Annotated in this window: 15 protein-coding genes; 5 read left to right on the top strand and 10 right to left on the bottom strand. The window is 49.7% G+C overall.

What is annotated here, in order from left to right; all coding sequences use genetic code 11:
* Positions 1–3: 3 nt before the first annotated feature.
* Positions 4–1,872 carry a chloride channel protein gene (locus ACN0YN_RS04625; RefSeq protein WP_417383818.1) on the bottom strand — a complete coding sequence of 623 codons (1,869 nt, stop codon included), beginning with the start codon at positions 1,870–1,872 and terminating at the stop codon, positions 4–6.
* A 207-nt stretch (positions 1,873–2,079) separates the two neighbouring features.
* Between ACN0YN_RS04625 and tsaB the strand changes: the two genes are divergently transcribed.
* From tsaB to ACN0YN_RS04610, 3 genes are all read left to right on the top strand, one after another.
* Positions 2,080–2,817: a tRNA (adenosine(37)-N6)-threonylcarbamoyltransferase complex dimerization subunit type 1 TsaB gene (gene tsaB, locus ACN0YN_RS04620; protein WP_417383817.1), complete on the top strand. Its 738-nt coding sequence runs from the start codon at positions 2,080–2,082 to the stop codon at positions 2,815–2,817.
* 363 nt (positions 2,818–3,180) lie between these two features.
* A complete protein-coding gene (locus ACN0YN_RS04615; protein WP_002648145.1) occupies positions 3,181–3,504 on the top strand; it encodes a DUF6793 family protein in 324 nt (107 codons plus the stop codon).
* Between the two features lie 60 nt (positions 3,505–3,564).
* The gene (locus ACN0YN_RS04610; protein ID WP_417383816.1) at positions 3,565–4,791 is read left to right on the top strand and encodes an amidohydrolase family protein; all 1,227 of its coding nucleotides are present in this window, start codon (positions 3,565–3,567) and stop codon (positions 4,789–4,791) included.
* Between the two features lie 104 nt (positions 4,792–4,895).
* Here ACN0YN_RS04610 and secD read toward each other — a convergent pair whose 3' ends face one another.
* The 4 genes from secD to ACN0YN_RS04590 form a co-directional block, all read right to left on the bottom strand.
* Positions 4,896–7,781 (bottom strand): protein translocase subunit SecD, encoded by a 2,886-nt coding sequence (gene secD / locus ACN0YN_RS04605; protein WP_417383815.1) that lies wholly within the window; start codon positions 7,779–7,781, stop codon positions 4,896–4,898.
* A 201-nt stretch (positions 7,782–7,982) separates the two neighbouring features.
* Positions 7,983–8,336 carry a preprotein translocase subunit YajC gene (gene yajC, locus ACN0YN_RS04600; protein ID WP_417383814.1) on the bottom strand — a complete coding sequence of 118 codons (354 nt, stop codon included), beginning with the start codon at positions 8,334–8,336 and terminating at the stop codon, positions 7,983–7,985.
* A gap of 192 nt (positions 8,337–8,528) precedes the next feature.
* Positions 8,529–9,647 carry a tRNA guanosine(34) transglycosylase Tgt gene (gene tgt / locus ACN0YN_RS04595; protein ID WP_417383813.1) on the bottom strand — a complete coding sequence of 373 codons (1,119 nt, stop codon included), beginning with the start codon at positions 9,645–9,647 and terminating at the stop codon, positions 8,529–8,531.
* Positions 9,648–9,701: 54 nt separating this feature from the next.
* Complete coding sequence (locus tag ACN0YN_RS04590) at positions 9,702–10,739, bottom strand: type II secretion system F family protein (protein ID WP_417383812.1); 1,038 nt, start codon at positions 10,737–10,739, stop codon at positions 9,702–9,704.
* 194 nt (positions 10,740–10,933) lie between these two features.
* On the opposite strand from ACN0YN_RS04590, the gene ACN0YN_RS04585 reads away from it, so the two are divergent.
* Positions 10,934–11,731, top strand: coding sequence for an enoyl-ACP reductase FabI (locus ACN0YN_RS04585; RefSeq protein ID WP_417383811.1), 798 nt, complete (start codon positions 10,934–10,936; stop codon positions 11,729–11,731).
* 192 nt (positions 11,732–11,923) lie between these two features.
* Here ACN0YN_RS04585 and ACN0YN_RS04580 read toward each other — a convergent pair whose 3' ends face one another.
* A complete protein-coding gene (locus tag ACN0YN_RS04580) occupies positions 11,924–12,547 on the bottom strand; it encodes an EF-hand domain-containing protein (protein ID WP_417383810.1) in 624 nt (207 codons plus the stop codon).
* A gap of 279 nt (positions 12,548–12,826) precedes the next feature.
* Between ACN0YN_RS04580 and ACN0YN_RS04575 the strand changes: the two genes are divergently transcribed.
* Positions 12,827–13,930: a glycosyltransferase family 9 protein gene (locus ACN0YN_RS04575; protein ID WP_417383809.1), complete on the top strand. Its 1,104-nt coding sequence runs from the start codon at positions 12,827–12,829 to the stop codon at positions 13,928–13,930.
* A gap of 14 nt (positions 13,931–13,944) precedes the next feature.
* Here ACN0YN_RS04575 and ACN0YN_RS04570 read toward each other — a convergent pair whose 3' ends face one another.
* From ACN0YN_RS04570 to ACN0YN_RS04555, 4 genes are all read right to left on the bottom strand, one after another.
* Positions 13,945–15,633, bottom strand: a complete 1,689-nt coding sequence (locus ACN0YN_RS04570; protein WP_417383808.1) for a serine/threonine-protein kinase — start codon at positions 15,631–15,633, stop codon at positions 13,945–13,947.
* Positions 15,634–15,684: 51 nt separating this feature from the next.
* Positions 15,685–16,296 carry a sigma-70 family RNA polymerase sigma factor gene (locus tag ACN0YN_RS04565; protein WP_417383807.1) on the bottom strand — a complete coding sequence of 204 codons (612 nt, stop codon included), beginning with the start codon at positions 16,294–16,296 and terminating at the stop codon, positions 15,685–15,687.
* Between the two features lie 79 nt (positions 16,297–16,375).
* Complete coding sequence (locus tag ACN0YN_RS04560; RefSeq protein WP_417383806.1) at positions 16,376–17,245, bottom strand: rhomboid family intramembrane serine protease; 870 nt, start codon at positions 17,243–17,245, stop codon at positions 16,376–16,378.
* A 108-nt stretch (positions 17,246–17,353) separates the two neighbouring features.
* On the bottom strand, positions 17,354–18,232 hold the full coding sequence (locus ACN0YN_RS04555) for a hypothetical protein (protein ID WP_417383805.1): 879 nt from the start codon (positions 18,230–18,232) through the stop codon (positions 17,354–17,356).
* Between the last annotated feature and the right edge of the window lie 109 nt (positions 18,233–18,341).

Here is an 18,341-nt window from a genome sequence, read left to right as displayed (position 1 = left end):
GCTTTAAGCCTCACTCTCTTCCCCTGCGCGCTTATGCTTCATGAGCTGCTGATTGTAATAACCAATCGTCTCTTTACGATTCAACATTCCCAGCAGGATGCCGGAGTCTTCGTGATCAACTACCGGCAAGGCTTCCACGTTAATTGCGGTAAACCGCTGCATCACCGTATTCAAATCATCATCCGGACTGACTTTCACAAAATTGGACTGCATGATGTCTCGTGCTAATGCGAGCTTCCAGATAGTCTCATCATACAGATAAGCGCGGACATCATCTTCGGAAAAGATGCCGATAATGCGTCCCTCATCATCCACGACCGGGAAATAATGCTGCTGGGTTCCCGCCAGGGAGTGCACAATTTCATCGAGTGTTTTCGACTGATGAATCAACTGAATCTTTCTGCCCGGATCGAAGACATCCGATACACGGCTTCCCTCAAGAACATCAATCAGGAAATCACCCCGATGTGCCGGCGAATCGAGCCGACTGGGATACTGCTTCTGATAGAGATGTATCTTCTGACAGAGCACAAAACAGAGCGTGGAAGACAGCATGGTAGGCAACAGCAGAGAATAATTTCCCGTAATTTCGGAGACCATAATGATCGTCGAAATGGGAGCATGCGCAGCACCGGCAAAAAAGCCTGCCATGCCGACCAGACCGTAGGCTTCCGGTTGTGTAACCAGTTCGGGCCATAAATCCTGAAGTATGCGACCGGTCGCCGTTCCGACACAACCACCAATCACCATTGAAGGCCCAAATACTCCCCCCGAGCCTCCTGATCCGATCGTCAGTGAAGTTGTAAACACTTTGACAACGGCTACCGTCAGTAACAGGGGGACGCTGATCTTCGCCGCAGAAGTTAAAGCGTCCTGCAAAATGCCATAACCTGTCGACATCACGGATAAGGCCTGCAGATCTTTATTGAACACATAATACATGGCGATGCCTACAATACCGGTCAAAAAAGCACCGATCGCCGGTTTGAACATGGGCTTGATCGGAATGTTTTTGAAGATCCGGTTCGTACCATAAAATGTCTTCACATAGAACATGGCAGCCAGACTGAGGATGACTGACAGAATGGTATAAGGAATCAGCTCGAAGTGGGAATCAACGGTATGATGCAGGCCGTCACCAAACAAAGGCATGAACTGCAGCTCCTGTGGGAGCGACATACAATAAACGGAGTACGCAATGATCGATGACATCGCTGCGGGAACAATCACATCCGATTCAAAATCAGCATTGCTGTACATGATTTCCGCAGCAAACAAGGCACCTGCCAGGGGAGCACGGAAGATCGCACCAATCCCGGCACCGACCCCGGCTGCCAGCATGATCCGACGATCTCGCGCAGACAGCTTTAAGACCGTTGCCACCCAGGAACCAAATCCGGCACCAATCTGAGCAATCGGCCCCTCACGACCGGCGGAACCACCGGTTCCCAGAGTCAGAGCTGAAGCAATCGTCTTCACGATGGGAACACGGGGTAGAATCAGTCCCCGTTTATTATGAAATGCATCAATGGCCGCGTCGGTTCCGTGCCCTTCCGCCTCGGGAGCAATATTATAAACAATGATCCCCGATGCCAGACCGCCTATGGTAATCACAGCCAGCATTAACCAGGGAGAAAAAGCTTTTTTGTCTTCTTCGTCGTCGTAGATTGAGTGTTCGCCTACGGTCTGGGGATGGTCAAATCCAGCAATGGCAACCAGGGTATGATGCTGGACAACCTGAATTAATGCATCAAATACGATGCCTCCCGCGCCGGCTACAATGCCGATCAGACAGGAAAGTACAAACCATTTGCCGCTGGTCTTCAAATCGAAAGAAGTCAGCAGCGCACCCAATTTTTTAAAGTAAACCATTTTCGATTGTTACAGTCTGATGGTGGAAAATAAATCTGTTCGCTGGCTGCCGGAGGGAAGTTCCGGCGACCCATTAAGTGGCGGGCTTCTGATTTCTACCTGCTTCTGCCGTAGTCGCGGATTAATTCGGCCCGCATGACTTGGAAGCATTTCAGGAGTTTGTCATACTCTGATACTCGGTTGTAACGAATTTGCCCCATTTTTTCGATGTATTTTGTTTGTGTCCGCGTGGAAAATTCTGAGTTTTATTTAGGCATTGAAACTTCGGGGCTCTCCGGATCCGTGGCAGTCTACCGTCCTGGTCAGCAAATCACCCAGATTGAGCTTTCACAGCAGGGACGGAAACATGCACAAACCCTGGTAGCAGAAGTCAAAAACATCCTTGAGTCCCTGAATATTTCAGCCCGGCACATCACCGGTATCGGAGTCAGTCGCGGTCCTGGCAGCTTTACCGGATTAAGAATCGGCATTACGTTCGCCAAAACTTTCGGATATGTGACTGGCTGTCCTGTAATCGGGATTGATACATTCGCAGCCATCGCGATGAAAAGTCCACCTGAAATTACAGAAACCTGGGTCATCTCCAATGCACAACGGGGAGATCTGTTTGTCGGGAAATATCGGAAAACCAGCGAACGCCACTGGGAGAATGACTCAGAAATCCAGCTGAGAAGCATTGAGGAATTTGGGAATTCTCTCCAACCCGGTGATACCGTATCCGGGCCGGGAATCGCGTTGCTTCCAGACGACTTACCCACTGCACCACGCCTGCTCGGAACAGAATGCCGCACACCACAGGCAGCGGAAGTCGCAGAAATCACAGCGGGTATTTTGCAGGAAACGACAGCAAATCAATCGACACGGAATGAGGTTTGGGATCTGACTCCCTTTTATCTCAGAAAAAGTGCTGCAGAAGAGAAGTGGGACGCACAACAGAACAGTTGAGTTCTACAACAGCTCTTCAGATCAGAGTAACTTATACATTCGCCACCAGCCCCGACATTTCATCACGCCTGACAGATGCCTGATTGCGATTGAATGCTGACCCTCTGATCCTTATTAAAGATTGACAGGAACTCATGTTAAGTGAAATTTCTTCATAATATGAGATTTTTGTTTTTCTTGAAACATTTTCAAGAAGACACTCTCCCCGGGAATCCCGCTTGGCTATAATGTGGATCACGGAAATGTTCGATTTCAGACTCCTGAGTTTATGTATGAACTGTCACGACTATTTCGAAAGAGTCCTGTTGTTCGACGTCGTTCGTCAGATTATCACTTTTCCATTCTTCAGACTGGAGTTGAATTATGGCTCTTTATGAGATTGAAACAAACGCACATATCATGGTGGGTTGGGCAAATACTCAAGAGGAAGCGGAAAATGCTGCTCAGGAAAATTATCCTGAAGACGAGATCTTAAGAGTCACCCGACGTCCTCGCGACATGTGGGTGATTTCAAAACGCCTGCTCGGAATTGAAGGGCACACAGAACCCTGTGACATGGCACGCGAATGCCTGTTCCGCGCTTCCGGCGACAAAGTCCACGCCATTCGCCTTTACATGCGTGACACTGGTGCTGATCTCCACGAAGCACAGCTGGCGATTGAAACCAATATGTCAGTCGGCTGGTAATCCAGATCGCATCCCTGCTATTGAGACAACACACCGCAGAAACGGAATGACTTCACTCCGATGATCATACAAGGAACTCTCGTCAGTTCTTCAGGAACTTCTCACAGCCAGATCCGCCTCGCAGGAAATCAGATTGTCGAGGTCGGCGCAAATCTGGGCAAGGCAGATCTCACTTTTTCCGATGACTGCCTGATCTTTGCCGGCATGGGTGATATCCACATTCATGCCCGCGATGATGTCGGTGAATCACAAACCTACAAGGAAGATTTCTGTACCGCCGCCGCTGCCGCGATCAATGGTGGAGTGGTGCATGTCGCTGATATGCCCAACAATCCGGTTCCCCCGATCACGGACGAAAGCTATCACGACAAAGTCAAACATCTGGAACAGCGAAATCCTGCGATCCATTTTACTCTGTATGCCGGTATCGGTCCTGGAACCAGACCACTTTCGTTTGCAGTGCCTTACAAAGCCTACATGGGCCCAAGCGTTGGTGATCTGTTTTTCAGAACACTGGAACAACTGGATGAAACGCTGTCACATTACCGGGGCTGTAATGTCAGCTTCCACTGTGAAGATCCGATCCTGCTGGATGAGCATGCCAACGCTGCAACACATGAAGAACGCCGTCCCGCGGAATGCGAAATTTCTGCCACACGATTCGCTCTGCAGATGATTGAAAAATATGACCTGCGCGGCAAGCTCTGTCACTACTCCGTCGGGGAAGGTCTCCCTCTGATTCGTGAGGCCCGCAGCCGTGGAGTGAAAGTCACCTGTGAAGTGACGCCACACCATCTCTATTTTGATCAGTCTGACCTGACCGATGAAAATCGAGGAAAAATGCAGATGAACCCGCCATTACGAACCATCTCAGATCGTAAAGCGATGCTGGCTGCCTTACGCGATGGAACCCTGGATTACCTTGCCACCGATCATGCACCGCACACACTGGAAGAAAACGAGCAGGGGATCTCAGGACAACCGCACCTGGATACTTATGGCGCCTTTGTAACATGGTTGATTCTGGACCAGAAATTCACCCCCGAGCAGGCAGCACTGTTCTGTTCGGAAAACCCGGGTAACTTTGTGAATCCTTATGTATCACCTAAGAAATTTGGACGGATCGAACCCGGCTACACCGCCAGCCTGACAGTCCTGAACATGAAGCAGCCAGTCACCATTAAACGCGAAGACATGCAGACCAAATGTGGCTGGTCCCCCTTTGAAGGGATTACGTTCCCAGGCTCGGTAGAAGCGGTCTTTCTTGAAGGCAAACAGGTTCGCTGACAACCAGCCAACCCACGCTCTCCACATTAAATACGAAATCGGAACAATAAAAAAAGGCTCACCCGAAACAGGTGAGCCTTTTTAATTCTTGTCTAACCCACGTATCAGTTGCTTACACTGGCACGCTTCTGGCTCTGTTCGGTTGCCCGAGCTGTTGCACTACCAGGTCGATTCATTAACCAGAGTAGAACAGGGCTGGCGATAAAGATCGAACTGTAAGTACCGACAATCACGCCCAGTACCAGACAGTAAGCGAATCCGTGAATTCCCTCACCACCGATGGCATACAGAATCAGAACCACGATCAAAGTCGTAAACGATGTCAGCAAGGTACGAGACAGAGTCTGGTTCAGACTTTCATTGACCATATTGGTCGTTAAGGCAGGGTTCTTACCACGCACTTCTCGAATCCGGTCGAAAACCACAATCGTATCGTTCAATGAATAACCAACAATTGTCAGAAACGCAGCAATCATAGGCAGATTGATTTTGAAGTCATTCAATCCCAGGATGGGCCCCACGGCGGTATCACTGAGATAAGCTCCCAAGGCAACCATTCCCAGAACAACCAGAACGTCATGCACCAGCGCGGCAACAGCAGCCAGACCGAAGGTAATTCTCTGGAACCGGAACCAGATGTAAGCCACAATCGCGATCAGACTGATCAGCATCGCCAGTAAAGCAGATTCCTGCATCTCACTGGCCACAGAGCTGTCAAAGCTGTTCACTTCATCCAAAATTGCAGTCGTCTCCATGACAGTCTGCATGCTAGCCAAGGCTGTTTTCAAATCTGCCTCCAGCAGATCCGGGCTGGCCTGCATGTTCATCTTTTTAAACCGCTTATCGGCTTCCTCTTCCTTACTGTCAGCAACTCCCTGCAGTTGAAACTCAGGGATTCGATCGTATTTATCTGAGCCATCGCTATTTTTGATGTTTGCAATGGCTTCTTTCAGATAGTTATCAATAGTAGAAGTCTTCACTTCGCCACTGAAAGTCAGCGCGACTTCACTACCGCCAGCAGATTCTTCGCTACCAGTCAGTTTTTTGACGTCACCATAAGCCATAGTCACTTTACGCAGCTTATGAGCGTCATCTTTGAAGGAGATATTTAATTTGTCACGAATCTTATCTGTTGCTTTGGCATCATTTTCACCCGCATCAGCATCATTTAAAGTAGTACGCAAGCGGAAGAAACGACCTTCAGAAGCAGGGTCGTTCGAAAGCTCCAGCTGTTCCAGTGTCAGACTGTTCCCGAATTCTTCCTGCAGGAGTCCACGTACATCGTCAATTTCCTGTTTGTCTTCGAACTCGAAAGTGACCATGGTACCACCGGTGAAATCGATATCCAGGTTTTCCTGTCCACGAGTCACCACAACAATCAGTCCGATGGTAATCAGAGCGACTGAGAAAAAGCCAGCAACTTTCCGCTTTCCAATAAAATCGACGCTGGTCGCACCGACGATGCTCATCATCTTCAGATCGCTGATCCAGCGTTTCCGCTCGAAGATATCAAAAATTAACCGTCCCACATACAGGGCGGTAAACATACTCATCACAATCCCGATAAACAGGGTGACTGCGAAGCCGCGCACCTGATCGGTCCCGATGATATAGAGCACAACAGCAACAATCAGCGTTGTCAGGTTAGCGTCAACGATCGTGGTGAAAGCACGGGAAAAGCCGTTATTGATGGCCATTCTCAAACTGGAACCACGCTCTTTTTCTTCCCTGATTCGCTCAAAAATCAGCACGTTCGCATCAACGGCCATACCGATCGTCAACACCAGACCTGCTAAACCGGGCAGAGTGAATGTGGCATCAATAAACGACATGCAGCCCATGACGAGCAGCAGGTTCAACGTCAGACAGATATTGGCCACCAGACCCGAAAACCGATAATAAACCAGCATGAATAAAATCACGGCAACAGCAGCAATCAGAATTGCCTGCTTCCCTTTTTCCTGAACATCGCTCCCCAGCAGAGGACTGATGGAGAATTCAGAAACTGGTTCCGGCTTTAGGGGAACTTCCAGTGCCCCGGCGTTCAACACATTCAGAAGCTCATTGACTTCCTTCTGGGTGAAACGGCCGGTGATGATCCCTTCGGTACTGATCGTATCCCGGATACTGGGAGCAGATTGAACCATGCCATCCAGCAGAACAGCCAGATGCCGCTCAAACCCGTCTTTACTGGGTCGATTTTTTGAAGTCAGCTGTCCAAACAGCCCCCCGCCTTTCGCGTTGAACACAAAACGAACAGCAGGAGCACCGTTCTGGTCAGTCGTCTGGCTGGCACGCACCAGGTATTTCCCGGTCACCCGCCGATCCTCATTGGGTTCGATCAGAATCAGAACTTCTTCACCCTGTGTTCCGTCTTCGCGAGTCACAGGTCGAGCGACAATCTGATCAACGCCTTCGTATTTATCATTTCCTTTGACTTCGCGCCAGCTGGCAACGACACGTCCCTCTTTATCGCGAATGTCTTTTTTCTCAGGATTTTCCAGAGCTCGCGCTACTTCATCTGCATGATCGCGGTCTCTACGGTTGGCCACAATCGCAAACTCCAGACTTCCCAGACGGGTAATCAGAGACTTGATTCTCTGAACATCTTCTGAATCCGCACCGGGAACGATGACCTCAATCCGGTTCTGGCCGACTTTGCGAACCGTGACTTCTTCCGTACCGGAAGGATTGATACGTCGGCCAATCGCACCGACCATCTGATCCATCACTTCGTTGGAGAGCTCTTTTTCACTCGATGATTCATCGACTTCAAAGACCATATTCGAACCGCCGGCGAGGTCGATCCCCAGGCGAATGGCATCACGCCAGTCATGCCCGTGAGTTACCTGCCAGATAAAGGGAGTCGCAGCGATCACTGCTGTGAACAGGACCAGACCAATTTTCTTCCCATAGTCCTTCATTTTCAGTGCACGGGCAATGACCACCCCTAACACGAAAGGTACTACAAACACGGCAAGAATAATCAATATGATAGTCCAGCCTGATACACTTGATGGAGCTTTTTCAGTCACTTCCGCAGCGAAAAGACCTGCTGAGTGAAAATCAATCCCTGTCATTCAATTAGTCCTGAAACGATTCTGTTTTATACGGGCCGATTCATTCGGCGCTAAAGATTTAAGCTGACTGCTTCGAGTCAGATACTGACGGTCTGGTCTATACTCTGGAAACTAACTGGTCGTCTCTTTGGTTTCAACCTGATAGAGCCCCTGAATCGCGCTGCGACGGACTTTGAGTTTTGCATTATCATCGATTTTCAAAGTCACTTCCTGCTCATTCTCTGCAATGTTGGCAATCGTGCCAATGATTCCGCCGATCGTCACCACCCGGTCATTCTTCTTCAACTGGCTCAGAGCGGCCTCACGTTTTGCCCGTTCTTTCTGATTTGGACGAAACATGATGAAATAGAAAAAAATGACGATGGCAATCAAAGGCAGAAACTGCAGAAGCGGAGAAGGCGCTGGACCTTCTTTTACTGGTGCGTCTTGAGCAAAGAGATAGAGAGTCGCAAGGAGATTGTTCATTAAGTTCTCTTCCAGTGGATGCTGGATTCACTTCATAAATTAACTGATTGACTGTACTTAGGAATAACCTACATCCTGTCGGGAACTGCTTTTCACAGTGAATTCCCAGTCAGAAAACTGTTTCCGCTTTGAATGATTTGGCCCAAACCTAAACAATTTCAGGAGTTATCCTGAAATGAAGTAAGCTGTATCTTAGAAAGATGCGTTCCAGCGGGCAAGGTGAACCGCCCGAAACTCCTCAACTTGATCATTGAGAATCGCCTGACGAAGATCTCGGAGCAGTTTCTGGTAAAAAGCGATATTGTGCAGCGAGATCAAAATCGGCCCCAGCATCTCCCGAGACATGAATAAATGCCTCAAATAAGCCCGACTGTAGTCCCGGGAGCCTGGAGAATCAATCTCTGGATCAAGCGGACTGGGGTCCCGGGCATGCTTCTGATTCCGCAGATTGACCCGTCCCTGGCTGGTAAATGCCATCCCGTTTCTGCCATTTCGGGTAGGCATCACACAATCAAACAGGTCAACCCCTCTGATAATGGCCTCAATCAGGTCGGAAGGACGTCCGACCCCCATCAGATAGCGAGGCTTTTCGACCGGCAACATCGGAGTGGTGAAATCGAGAGTGGAGTACATATCCTCAGGCTTTTCGCCGACGCTCAATCCGCCGATGGCATATCCCGGAAACTGCAGAGGCAACAGCCCCTCCGCCGAGCGTTCCCGCATTTTCTGATCCGTGCCCCCCTGAACAATCCCGAACAGAGCCTGGTCATCACGTTTTTGTGCATCGCGACAACGGGCCGCCCATTTGGTTGTACGATCTACGGCATCCTGCATTTTTTCCAGCGGTACATCATGTGGCGGGCATTCATCCAGACACATGATACAGTCAGCCCCAAGCTGTTCCTGAATTTTCACAGCTCTCTCAGGAGAAAGTTCGAATAAACTTCCATCAATATGAGAGCGAAATACAACCTGCTCATCATCCATTTTCGTCAGTTGCGCCAGGCTGAAAACCTGAAAACCGCCACTGTCCGTCAGAATGGGCCCATCCCAGTTCATAAATTCATGCAGCCCCCCCATCTCAGCAACGATCTCGGCACCAGGACGCAGGGCCAGATGATAGGTATTTGCCAGCACCTGCTGAGTCCCCACCTGCTTCAACTGCTCAGGTAATAATCCTTTGACTGAAGCCAGTGTTCCCACAGGCATAAAAGCAGGGGTATCCACAATTCCATGGGGTGTATGCCACCGTCCCGCACGGGCTGAGGTTTTTGCATCCGTATGGAGCAGTTCAAAATGAAAATCAGACACGAGAGTATTTCTGTTTACTAGAAGAATCGAATCAATTTGTCGCCCTGGCAGTCATCAAACCTGCTTGAGCGCATCATTCAATATCCCCAGATACCAGAAAGCGATGCGGAAGACAACAAAGATGATAAATGCAGCCACTAAAGCCCAGACCAGCCAGCCGAAAACAGCAGCTAAAGCAGTCAGACTTCGCTGGGCATCCTGCTGAAACTGCGGGCTTAATCTTTCCAGAGTTTCCGGCACTGTCCCCGACGTTTCTCCGACATCCACCATATGAATGTATTCTTCTGTAAATAAGCGGGTTTCGGCCAGTGCATCCGCCAGATGCTCCCCATCATTTATGGCTGCATTGACCTGGGGTATCGCTGCGATGAAGGCACCATTACCGGTTGCTTTCAGACTGGCCTCCAGCGAATCCAGGATGTTCATTCCCGCCTGCTGAGTCAGCGCAAATGCCCAGGAAAAACGGGCAATGGCAAAGGAACGCATGCAGTTCCCCAGTACGGGAACTTTCAGAAACAGGTTGTGGAAATAGCGTTTTCCACCGAACATCCGATCCAGAATCTGATACAGAACATAAAGCGCAAACAGTGAACCGAATGTGCAGGTCAGCCAGATCATGGCTCCGGAAGGCCCTGATAATCCGAGCCCCAGAATATCGATCGGGGCGCCTCCCTGAGCGATTAATCCCAGAATCAGGATCATCAACGCGATGACCAGTATCGCCACAATAAACTGAAAAACCGGCCAGGCGATCATCCGCAGAAAATTTTTCCGCATCTGCACCAGGTTATCATAATGCTCCGCCAGAGACTTCAAAACTTCGGGCAACCCGCCACTCTGCTCGGCGACGCTGATCATATTCACCATGAGTTCCGGATAATAATTCCCCTGCTTCTTAAGGGCAGAAGTAACGTCATTTCCGGACTTGAGTTCAACCGTGATCTCCTTTACGGACTCCTGTAGACGACGATCACCCAGTTTTTTCCCCGCCAGTTGAAATGACTTGATGATCGAAACGCCCGACTCCAGCATCGTACTTAAAGAACGACACAGCAGAGACAGAGATTTCATTGAAGCACGGGACTTGAACATGAAACGGACCTTCAGCAAGCAGAATTGAATCTGAGGGGATTCTCATAACAGATGAAAGTATTTTCATTATTGCGAATCAGGACTTATCTGAGAGTGACAATCCCTTCCACATTGCGAAAAAAAAGAAAATTTGTCAGAGTGAACCCTCGTTGCATCGGGTTTTGTTTAGATAGATTGCTCACTGGAAGAAGTTTATGGATTTTTTGGAACTGGCAGGCAAACGGATACTGGTTTTTGGAGTCGCCAACCGAAAAAGTGTGGCCTGGCAGACAGGCAAAGTACTGGAAGAGGCCGGGGCAGAAGTCATTTATGTCGTGCGCTCGGAAGTACGCAAAGAATCTCTTGGCAAACTTTCACCCCTGGCTCCGATTTATGTCTGTGATGTAGAACACCAGGAACAGATCGACCGGCTGGCAACAGAAATCTGCCAGAACTACGATGTCGTTCACGGTCTGGTCCACTCAATTGCATTTGCAGACTATTCCGCAGGCTGGCTTCCCTTTCACGAAACTCCGCGAGCTGCATTTCTGCAGGCTGTCGACATCTCCTGTTTTTCCCTGACTGCGCTTTCCAACGCCTTCAAGGACCTGCTAGACCCGGAGCAGGGGAGTGTAGTGACTATTTCGATCTCAACGACGCGGATGGCTGCAGAAAACTATGGCTATATGGCACCTGTGAAAGCAGCCCTGGATTCTTCGATCTGTTTCCTGGCAAAATCATTTTCCAACTTCTCCAAGGTGCGGTTCAATGCAGTCTGCCCGGGTTTACTGAAGACATCCGCATCTGCCGGCATCCCCGGATATGTCGACAGCTATCTGTTCGCCGAGAAAGCAACACTTCGAAAATCTGCCGTCCAGACCAGTGAAGTCGCCAATACGGTTGCCTTTTTACTCAGTCCGCGTTCTTCAGGCATCAATTCACAAGGCATCGTGATTGATGCAGGCATGGGGACAAATTATTTTGATAAAGCAATCGTTTCTGAAGATTCCTGAGTGAACCAGATCGCATCACAATTAACCATCGCGTCACCCAACCTAATAGACTTATCCCCAATGGCCATGAAGACGCTACAGTCATACTGGACACAGTCTCGATAAAAAAAGCCGACTGAATCTCGTTCAGTCGGCTTTTCCGTTCACATCACTGTTAAGGCAGTGGAACCACAGTCATGTATGACGAACTGATCAATTTGACTTCTTCTTTTTTCCGCCAGCCCCTTTAGGACCTTTGCCAGCCCCTTTGTTCCCGCGGTTTTTCATCATCGCTGCCCGGGCTGCCTGACGTTCCGTTTCATCGAGTTTGCCATCTCCGTTCGTATCGAACTTCTTTACCAGTTCTTCCCGATTCATTCCCGGTCGACCGCCCATTGATTTGCGGGCTTCCTGACGTTCTGCTTCACTCAATTTTCCGTCGCCGTCTTTATCAAATTTCTTGATCATTTCTTCACGACTCATCCGCGGGCCATTTTGTCCCATTTTCCCACGGGCTTCCTGGGCTGCCTTGCGTTCGGTTTCGTCCAGTTTCCCGTCTCCATTCTTGTCGAATTTTTTAAGAAACTCTTCGCGGTTGAACCCGGGTTTCCCTTTGCCACCAGGACCTTTTCCCCCTTTATCAGCACGGGCCTCACGTGCTGCAGCTCGTTCTGCTTCACTCAACTTTCCATCGCCGTCTTTGTCAAACTTTTTGAGGATTTCTTCACGATTCGGTCGTTCCCCCTTTTTTCCGTCTGCAGCCTGTATGCCGGAGGTTCCTGAAAAACTGACTACTCCCAGAACAAACGCGGTTACCAGTACAGGTTTGACATGCATCTATGTATCTCCTCAGGTTAGAAACAGGCAGATTTAAGCTTCTGCAGTAGATTCAATTTACATTAGATCAAACTCACTTCATGCACTTTGGTTTCGCAGATTTTCATAAAACAGCTGATTTTTGGTATTTTCATGAAACAAGAGAAGTATAGCACTCGGGGGATGAAAGCTGATCTTGCCCCATATCCACTTCTGCCGGTATGATGCCGCGCCTGTTGGCTTTAGCTCTGTTTCTCTACGTACTGACAACCTGCAAAATTATTAAATCAATTTATAGCGATGAGTTCACAGCACAATATTTTATCTCTCACGAATCAGATTGAAGCCAGTCGTATCTGCCTGATTAAACCCAGTGCATTAGGAGACGTCGTACAGACGCTCCCCATTCTGCCGGTTCTCAAAGCCAGATTTCCTGATGCTCAGATCTCCTGGGTGATTCGTGACAGTTTCGCGAATCTTCTGGAAGGTCATCCACACATCGATGAAATCATCCCTTTCAGCAGGCGGAGTTCAATTCCCTACTGGTGGGGATTCCTGAAAGAGCTGAAACAGCGACAGTTTGATCTCGTGCTCGACCTGCAGGGCTTGATGAGAACCGGACTCATGACCGCAGCCACACGAGCCCGCTGGCGAATCGGAATTGAAGCAGCACGCGAAGGTTCGCATCTGGCTTACAATATGACCATTCCGGAAACAAGTCGTTTTGTTCCCGCCTATCAGAAATACTGGAATGTTGCCGATGCCTTCGAGTCGGGTGAAACCAGCCGGGATACCCGGATCTTTATCGCCGATGAAGATCGAGCCTGGGCTAAGACGACCCTCTCAGCAGGAGAACCATCCTGCCCCACGCTGGCAATTCATGCCGGAGCACAATGGATTACGAAACGCTGGCCCCCGGAAAGCTTCGCTGCTGTGGGCGCCAAAGCCATCCGCCACTTTCGCTGCAATATCGTTCTGGTAGGTACAGCAGACGAACGCCCTTTGACCAGCCAGATCGAACAGTTGCTGCATAAATTCGTGCCGACAGGCCGCGTCCTTAACCTGGCAGGAGAGACAACTCTCAAACAACTGGCTGCAGTATTATTGGAAACAGATTACTTACTCACCAATGACTCCGGTCCGATGCATCTGGCCGCCGGCCTGGGAACTCCTGTTACGGGGATCTTTACCTGCACGAGTTCACTACGCTCAGGCCCCCCCGGCAAACAGCACGAGCTTGTCTCGACGAACGTAGACTGCGCAGCAAGCTATCAGAAACGTTGCCCCAAACGTGGGCCACAAAATTTATGCTGTATGGACGAACTGGAAGTCACCCGCGTCTGGCAGGCGCTGTATCGTCTGATCTCACGCCATGCTGCTCAACGGAAATCCAGCGCCGCCTGACACAACCTACAGGCTTATCGTTCTGGTCGCCTCAATTCATAATACCGGCTGAGAACTCTCACGCGATAGATCTGGTAAGCGGTGATCAGTCCCAGGATCGCCAGCACCATGCTGTAGATCACAGGATACTGCCATAAGACTGCCAGTTCAGGTCTGACCAGCACCAGCACCGTGACTGCAAGCAGCGACAGAACTGTGGTAAACAAAACCAGACGCACGTAGAAAAACAGACCGGCTGAGACAATCAGCATGGGATAACCAATCAGCAAGATTCCGATCGGTGTATCCGCCAGAACCAGTAAACCGGTTAACAGAGTCACATCAGCGGCTGACCAGCAGAATCGGACCTTGATCTTGTTTTCCAGGTGATCCAGTCCCCACTGAAAAAACAGAGCCAGTATGGCCCAGAGCGCAAACAGAGTCATGATCTTCATGTGATAAATGAAGTCGACTCCTTGCGTCGAATACACGGTCTGAATGATTCCACTGGCTAATACGATGGCAGATAACCGCGAGACCAGCGCAGGCTGCCTGCGGAACCAGCGCTGGAACTGTTGTCTGAAATTGGCAGGCTGCGCCAAAACGGGTTCCCCAGCGATAAATCGCTCCAGATCATCCGCTAACTCCTGAGCTGTCTGGTAGCGTGCAGCCGGATCTTTTTCCAGACACTTCAGGCAGATCAGTTCCAGAGGTCCGGGGATGGATGCATTCTGTACGCGAGGCAGGGGAGGTTCCCCTTCAATCACCGCCACCAGGGATTCCAGAGGGCTCTGCTGCTTGAACGGAGAGATTCCCGTCAGCAGTTCATACAAGATAATTCCCAGGCTGAAGATATCGCTGCGCGCAGAAATTTCATCCAGTTGCCCCGCCGCCTGCTCGGGGGACATGTAACCGGGAGTACCGATAATCATTCCACTCTGTGTTTGTGCATCCTGTTCGTCACCCTGTTGTTGAGACGCAAAAATTTTCGCAAGTCCGAAATCGGTTACGTAAGCAACCCTCTGATCATCAATCAGGATGTTCGATGGTTTCAGATCGCGATGGACAATCTCCTGGGAATGCAAATAATCAACGGCTTTGGTAACCTGCTGCATCAGCGAAGCAATCTGGTAATAATCCCGACCTGCATCCTGATTCATGAATTCCAGCCGCGAGTTTGCTAACGAACCTCCCGGAATATAATCCATCGTGAAGTAATGCTGCCCCATCTGCTGACCGACTTCATGAATGGAAATAATATTCGCATGCTGTAACCGTCCCGCTGCCCGGGCCTCCTGGTAAAAACGGCGTACCTCTTCTTCCGATGCGAACTGATGACTCAAGATCGTCTTTAAGGCCACAATCCGGTTCAGGTCTTTCTGGCGGGCTTTATAGACAATTCCCATCCCGCCACGCCCCAGTTCTTCCAGCAGTTCATAGTTGCCGAATTGAGTCACCTTTCCAGGAGCAGTGTGTTGTGAACCAGGTGTCGCCTGGAGCAGAGTGGCATCGTCAGGTCCCAGAGAATCTGACAACAGTCCGCTTTCTTCTCTGCGGGGGGCAAGTTGTTCCAGCGAATCCAGACATGCCATCAGAGGTCTTAATTCCGGATTGACCGCCTGTAAACTATGGCAACTTTCCTGATCACTGTTCTGTAGATAGTCTACATATTGATTCAGTACTTTAATCACGGACTCAGATGTTTGATGCTGTTCGTTATCCACAGTTCTGTACTCTCTCTATAACCCGTCCACGACTGAATCACATTGCTGTCTTCAAGGATGCTCCAGACGCTCCTGCAACTGGTTTAACGCTCTGAGCCAGAGCATCTGAACGGCCCCGGGACTGCGGTTCATTCTCTCCGCGACCTGTTTAAACGAAAGCCGTTGCAGATTCCGCAGCATAATCACCTCCTGGTAATCTTCAGGCAATTCGGAGACAGCATCTGCCATCAGAATTTCCTGCTCGCGATTCAACAGGATATGACTGGGAGTTTCCATCGAATCTCTCAACTCCCAGTTCTGAGCTGCCGACCGTGAAGCCGCAGCCCCGTACTGATCCAGTGAAAACTCCCGCTTCACGTCACGTTTGGCTGCGCCCTGGTATTTTCTGGCAAAATCCAGAGTATTATGTTTCAGGATTCCCCGCAGCCAGCCCAGCCATTCCGCTTCCGTTTCCCCTTTGAACTGCTCAAGCCCCTGATGTGCTTCCAGTAAGGTTTGTTGCACCAGATCGGAGGCATCGACTTTCGTGCGCATCCAGCCTTCGATTTGTGCCCGGGCCACCAGCGAAATGTAGGCTCGGCATTTCTGCATCAGTTCATTTTCAGCAGCCCGATCTCCGGCACGAGTGCGCTGAATCAGCTCTTGAAAATGAGTTTGCGACATGATTGATTCCCGGATTCCAATTTGACTGAGATTGCTGACAGTTCATCCTGACAGAAAGCAAATCGGTTCTCAACCGTCGTCATCTCTTTTTATATTTGTTGCTGGCTTCTTTAAGCAGCGCTCGTTCCTGGTCCGTCAAGCTGGCTTCACCTTCACGGCTGATCTTCTCCAGAATCGCATCGACGCGTTCATCAAGGCTCGCCTTGGAAAGGTGAGAATCTTCTTCGGTATACACCCGGAGTTTCTTTTTTCTGGCGGAGCGGTTCACCTGGAAGCGGTTCCATTTACTGTCGAACTGCCGAGTGAGATTCCAGCCGTAATATTTGTAGGCCACACCGAACGCTGCTCCTCCCAGGTGAGCAAAATGTGCGACGGTATCTCCCCCCGGATTAATGAACCCAAATAGATCGACGGCGGCATACAGGACAGCCAGCCAGCGTAATTCGATAGGCACAACAAAAAACAACAGGACCGTCATTCGTGGGAAATACATGGCCGTCAGAAAGACAACAGCCATTACTCCGCCGGAAGCACCAATGACCGGAATCGGACTGATCCCGACATGACACAGGCCACTGATCACGATTGCTGCCAGATAAAAGGTCAGAAACTCACGGGATCCCAGAATCGGCTCCACCGCACGACCAAACATCCAGAGCACAAACATATTGAAAATGATGTGTGTGAGGGGATTCAGCGCGTGACAAAATCCATATGTCAGCAGGCGCCAGATCTGAAACTGAGAAAAGAGTTCAGCACGTCCCAACTCAAGATAGTTGATTATCGCTGATGATCCCTGACCATCTGATGTAGCCATCTCAACCAGAAAGACAGCCACGTTTGCAATCAGGATATATTTGATGGCCCAGCCACCGGAAGCGACGCCAAACGAGCGATAATTTCCTCCACCGCTTTCATGCCGCAGGTAATCCCGGCTCTCAATCCCCATTGCCCAACGTATCCTTATGTGTCAGTTCGTAATTCCGGGCGTCTGAAGACGGGACGCCTGCCATCCATGCTGGTATGGAGTGAAGCCTGCCTCACTCATTTGCGATGATTATGATTTGGGTTTGGGTAGCTGATTGCTGAGTTTGCTTACCTCATCAATCAATTCCAACTGCTTCTGGTAAATTGTAATCAACTCGCGTCGTAATCGATCGGTTTCAGCGAATTCCTGGTTTCGTTCCTGTTCTTCCTCTTCCAGACCGGCGACCAGTCCTTTACGGAGCTCGACAGGCAGGAGTTCATCCTGGGGAGCATTATCAGAACCGAGCAGTTCACTGACCCGAACTTCCAGTCGCTCTTTTGCAGCTGCCAGTAGTCGATTCAGATCTTGAAGATGACCCTGCTTCAATTTGAATTGTTCTTCACTCTGTACCATTTGATCCCGCAGATCCCGCAAGGCATTCATATAGTTGAGTGGAACCAGTTCCCGCATTCTCCAAACACCATTTTTCCAGGTAGCTACCTCTCCGGCAACAGGTGGATTAATTGGTACCAGTCTGGTTCTGTCGTTGGGCTTGAAGCGAAACGCACCGGCAAAGCTGGAAACATTGGAATTCGCCGGATTAGTCTGAGGCTGAAATGCATAGAAGACCTGAGCTGCTGCAGCCTCGGGCGACATATTTTCTCCCCCCAGAACCTGATTATTATTCAGTGCCACCTGAATCTCTCCGGTCTGCGGATTGACAATGTTCACTTCTGCATCCCAGTATCGATCCCAGCCCAGCATGGTCCGGGTTAATTCTCTGAGAAGCTGTTGGCGTTCTTTTTCCCTGGCTTCAATTTCTGTTGTATTTTTCTCAATCTGAGCTTTATTCTTCTCGACAACTTTGAGCCAGCTTCCCCGGACATCCAGCATTTTAGATGTCAGCAGAACTGCCCCTACTGTTGCAATGGCGACAAACCAGACCAGGATTACTCCGGATTTATGCATCTGTATAGAACCTTGATGGAATCAGACGAGATTCACTCTCGTAATCTTGTTTTGAATCTAAAGATAATTATGTTCGGTATATTTCAACGCTTACCGTAATTTCAACTTA

This window comes from Gimesia sp. (genome assembly GCF_048260065.1).
Lineage (GTDB): Bacteria > Planctomycetota > Planctomycetia > Planctomycetales > Planctomycetaceae > Gimesia.
Note: the sequence above shows the minus strand (reverse complement) of the source record. Positions and strands in the feature narration are given on the sequence as shown.

What these genes read in the sequence shown, in the direction of transcription:
- yajC (WP_417383814.1), bottom strand. Translation starts at nt 8,336, where the DNA reads ATGAACAATCTCCTTGCGACTCTCTATCTCTTTGCTCAAGACGCACCA.
- ACN0YN_RS04590 (WP_417383812.1), bottom strand. Translation starts at nt 10,739, where the DNA reads ATGTTCAAGTCCCGTGCTTCAATGAAATCTCTGTCTCTGCTGTGTCGT.
- tsaB (WP_417383817.1), top strand. Translation starts at nt 2,080, where the DNA reads ATGTATTTTGTTTGTGTCCGCGTGGAAAATTCTGAGTTTTATTTAGGC.
- ACN0YN_RS04565 (WP_417383807.1), bottom strand. Translation starts at nt 16,296, where the DNA reads ATGTCGCAAACTCATTTTCAAGAGCTGATTCAGCGCACTCGTGCCGGA.
- ACN0YN_RS04615 (WP_002648145.1), top strand. Translation starts at nt 3,181, where the DNA reads ATGGCTCTTTATGAGATTGAAACAAACGCACATATCATGGTGGGTTGG.
- ACN0YN_RS04560 (WP_417383806.1), bottom strand. Translation starts at nt 17,245, where the DNA reads ATGGGGATTGAGAGCCGGGATTACCTGCGGCATGAAAGCGGTGGAGGA.
- ACN0YN_RS04575 (WP_417383809.1), top strand. Translation starts at nt 12,827, where the DNA reads ATGAGTTCACAGCACAATATTTTATCTCTCACGAATCAGATTGAAGCC.
- ACN0YN_RS04625 (WP_417383818.1), bottom strand. Translation starts at nt 1,872, where the DNA reads ATGGTTTACTTTAAAAAATTGGGTGCGCTGCTGACTTCTTTCGATTTG.
- ACN0YN_RS04585 (WP_417383811.1), top strand. Translation starts at nt 10,934, where the DNA reads ATGGATTTTTTGGAACTGGCAGGCAAACGGATACTGGTTTTTGGAGTC.
- ACN0YN_RS04580 (WP_417383810.1), bottom strand. Translation starts at nt 12,547, where the DNA reads ATGCATGTCAAACCTGTACTGGTAACCGCGTTTGTTCTGGGAGTAGTC.
- ACN0YN_RS04555 (WP_417383805.1), bottom strand. Translation starts at nt 18,232, where the DNA reads ATGCATAAATCCGGAGTAATCCTGGTCTGGTTTGTCGCCATTGCAACA.
- ACN0YN_RS04610 (WP_417383816.1), top strand. Translation starts at nt 3,565, where the DNA reads ATGATCATACAAGGAACTCTCGTCAGTTCTTCAGGAACTTCTCACAGC.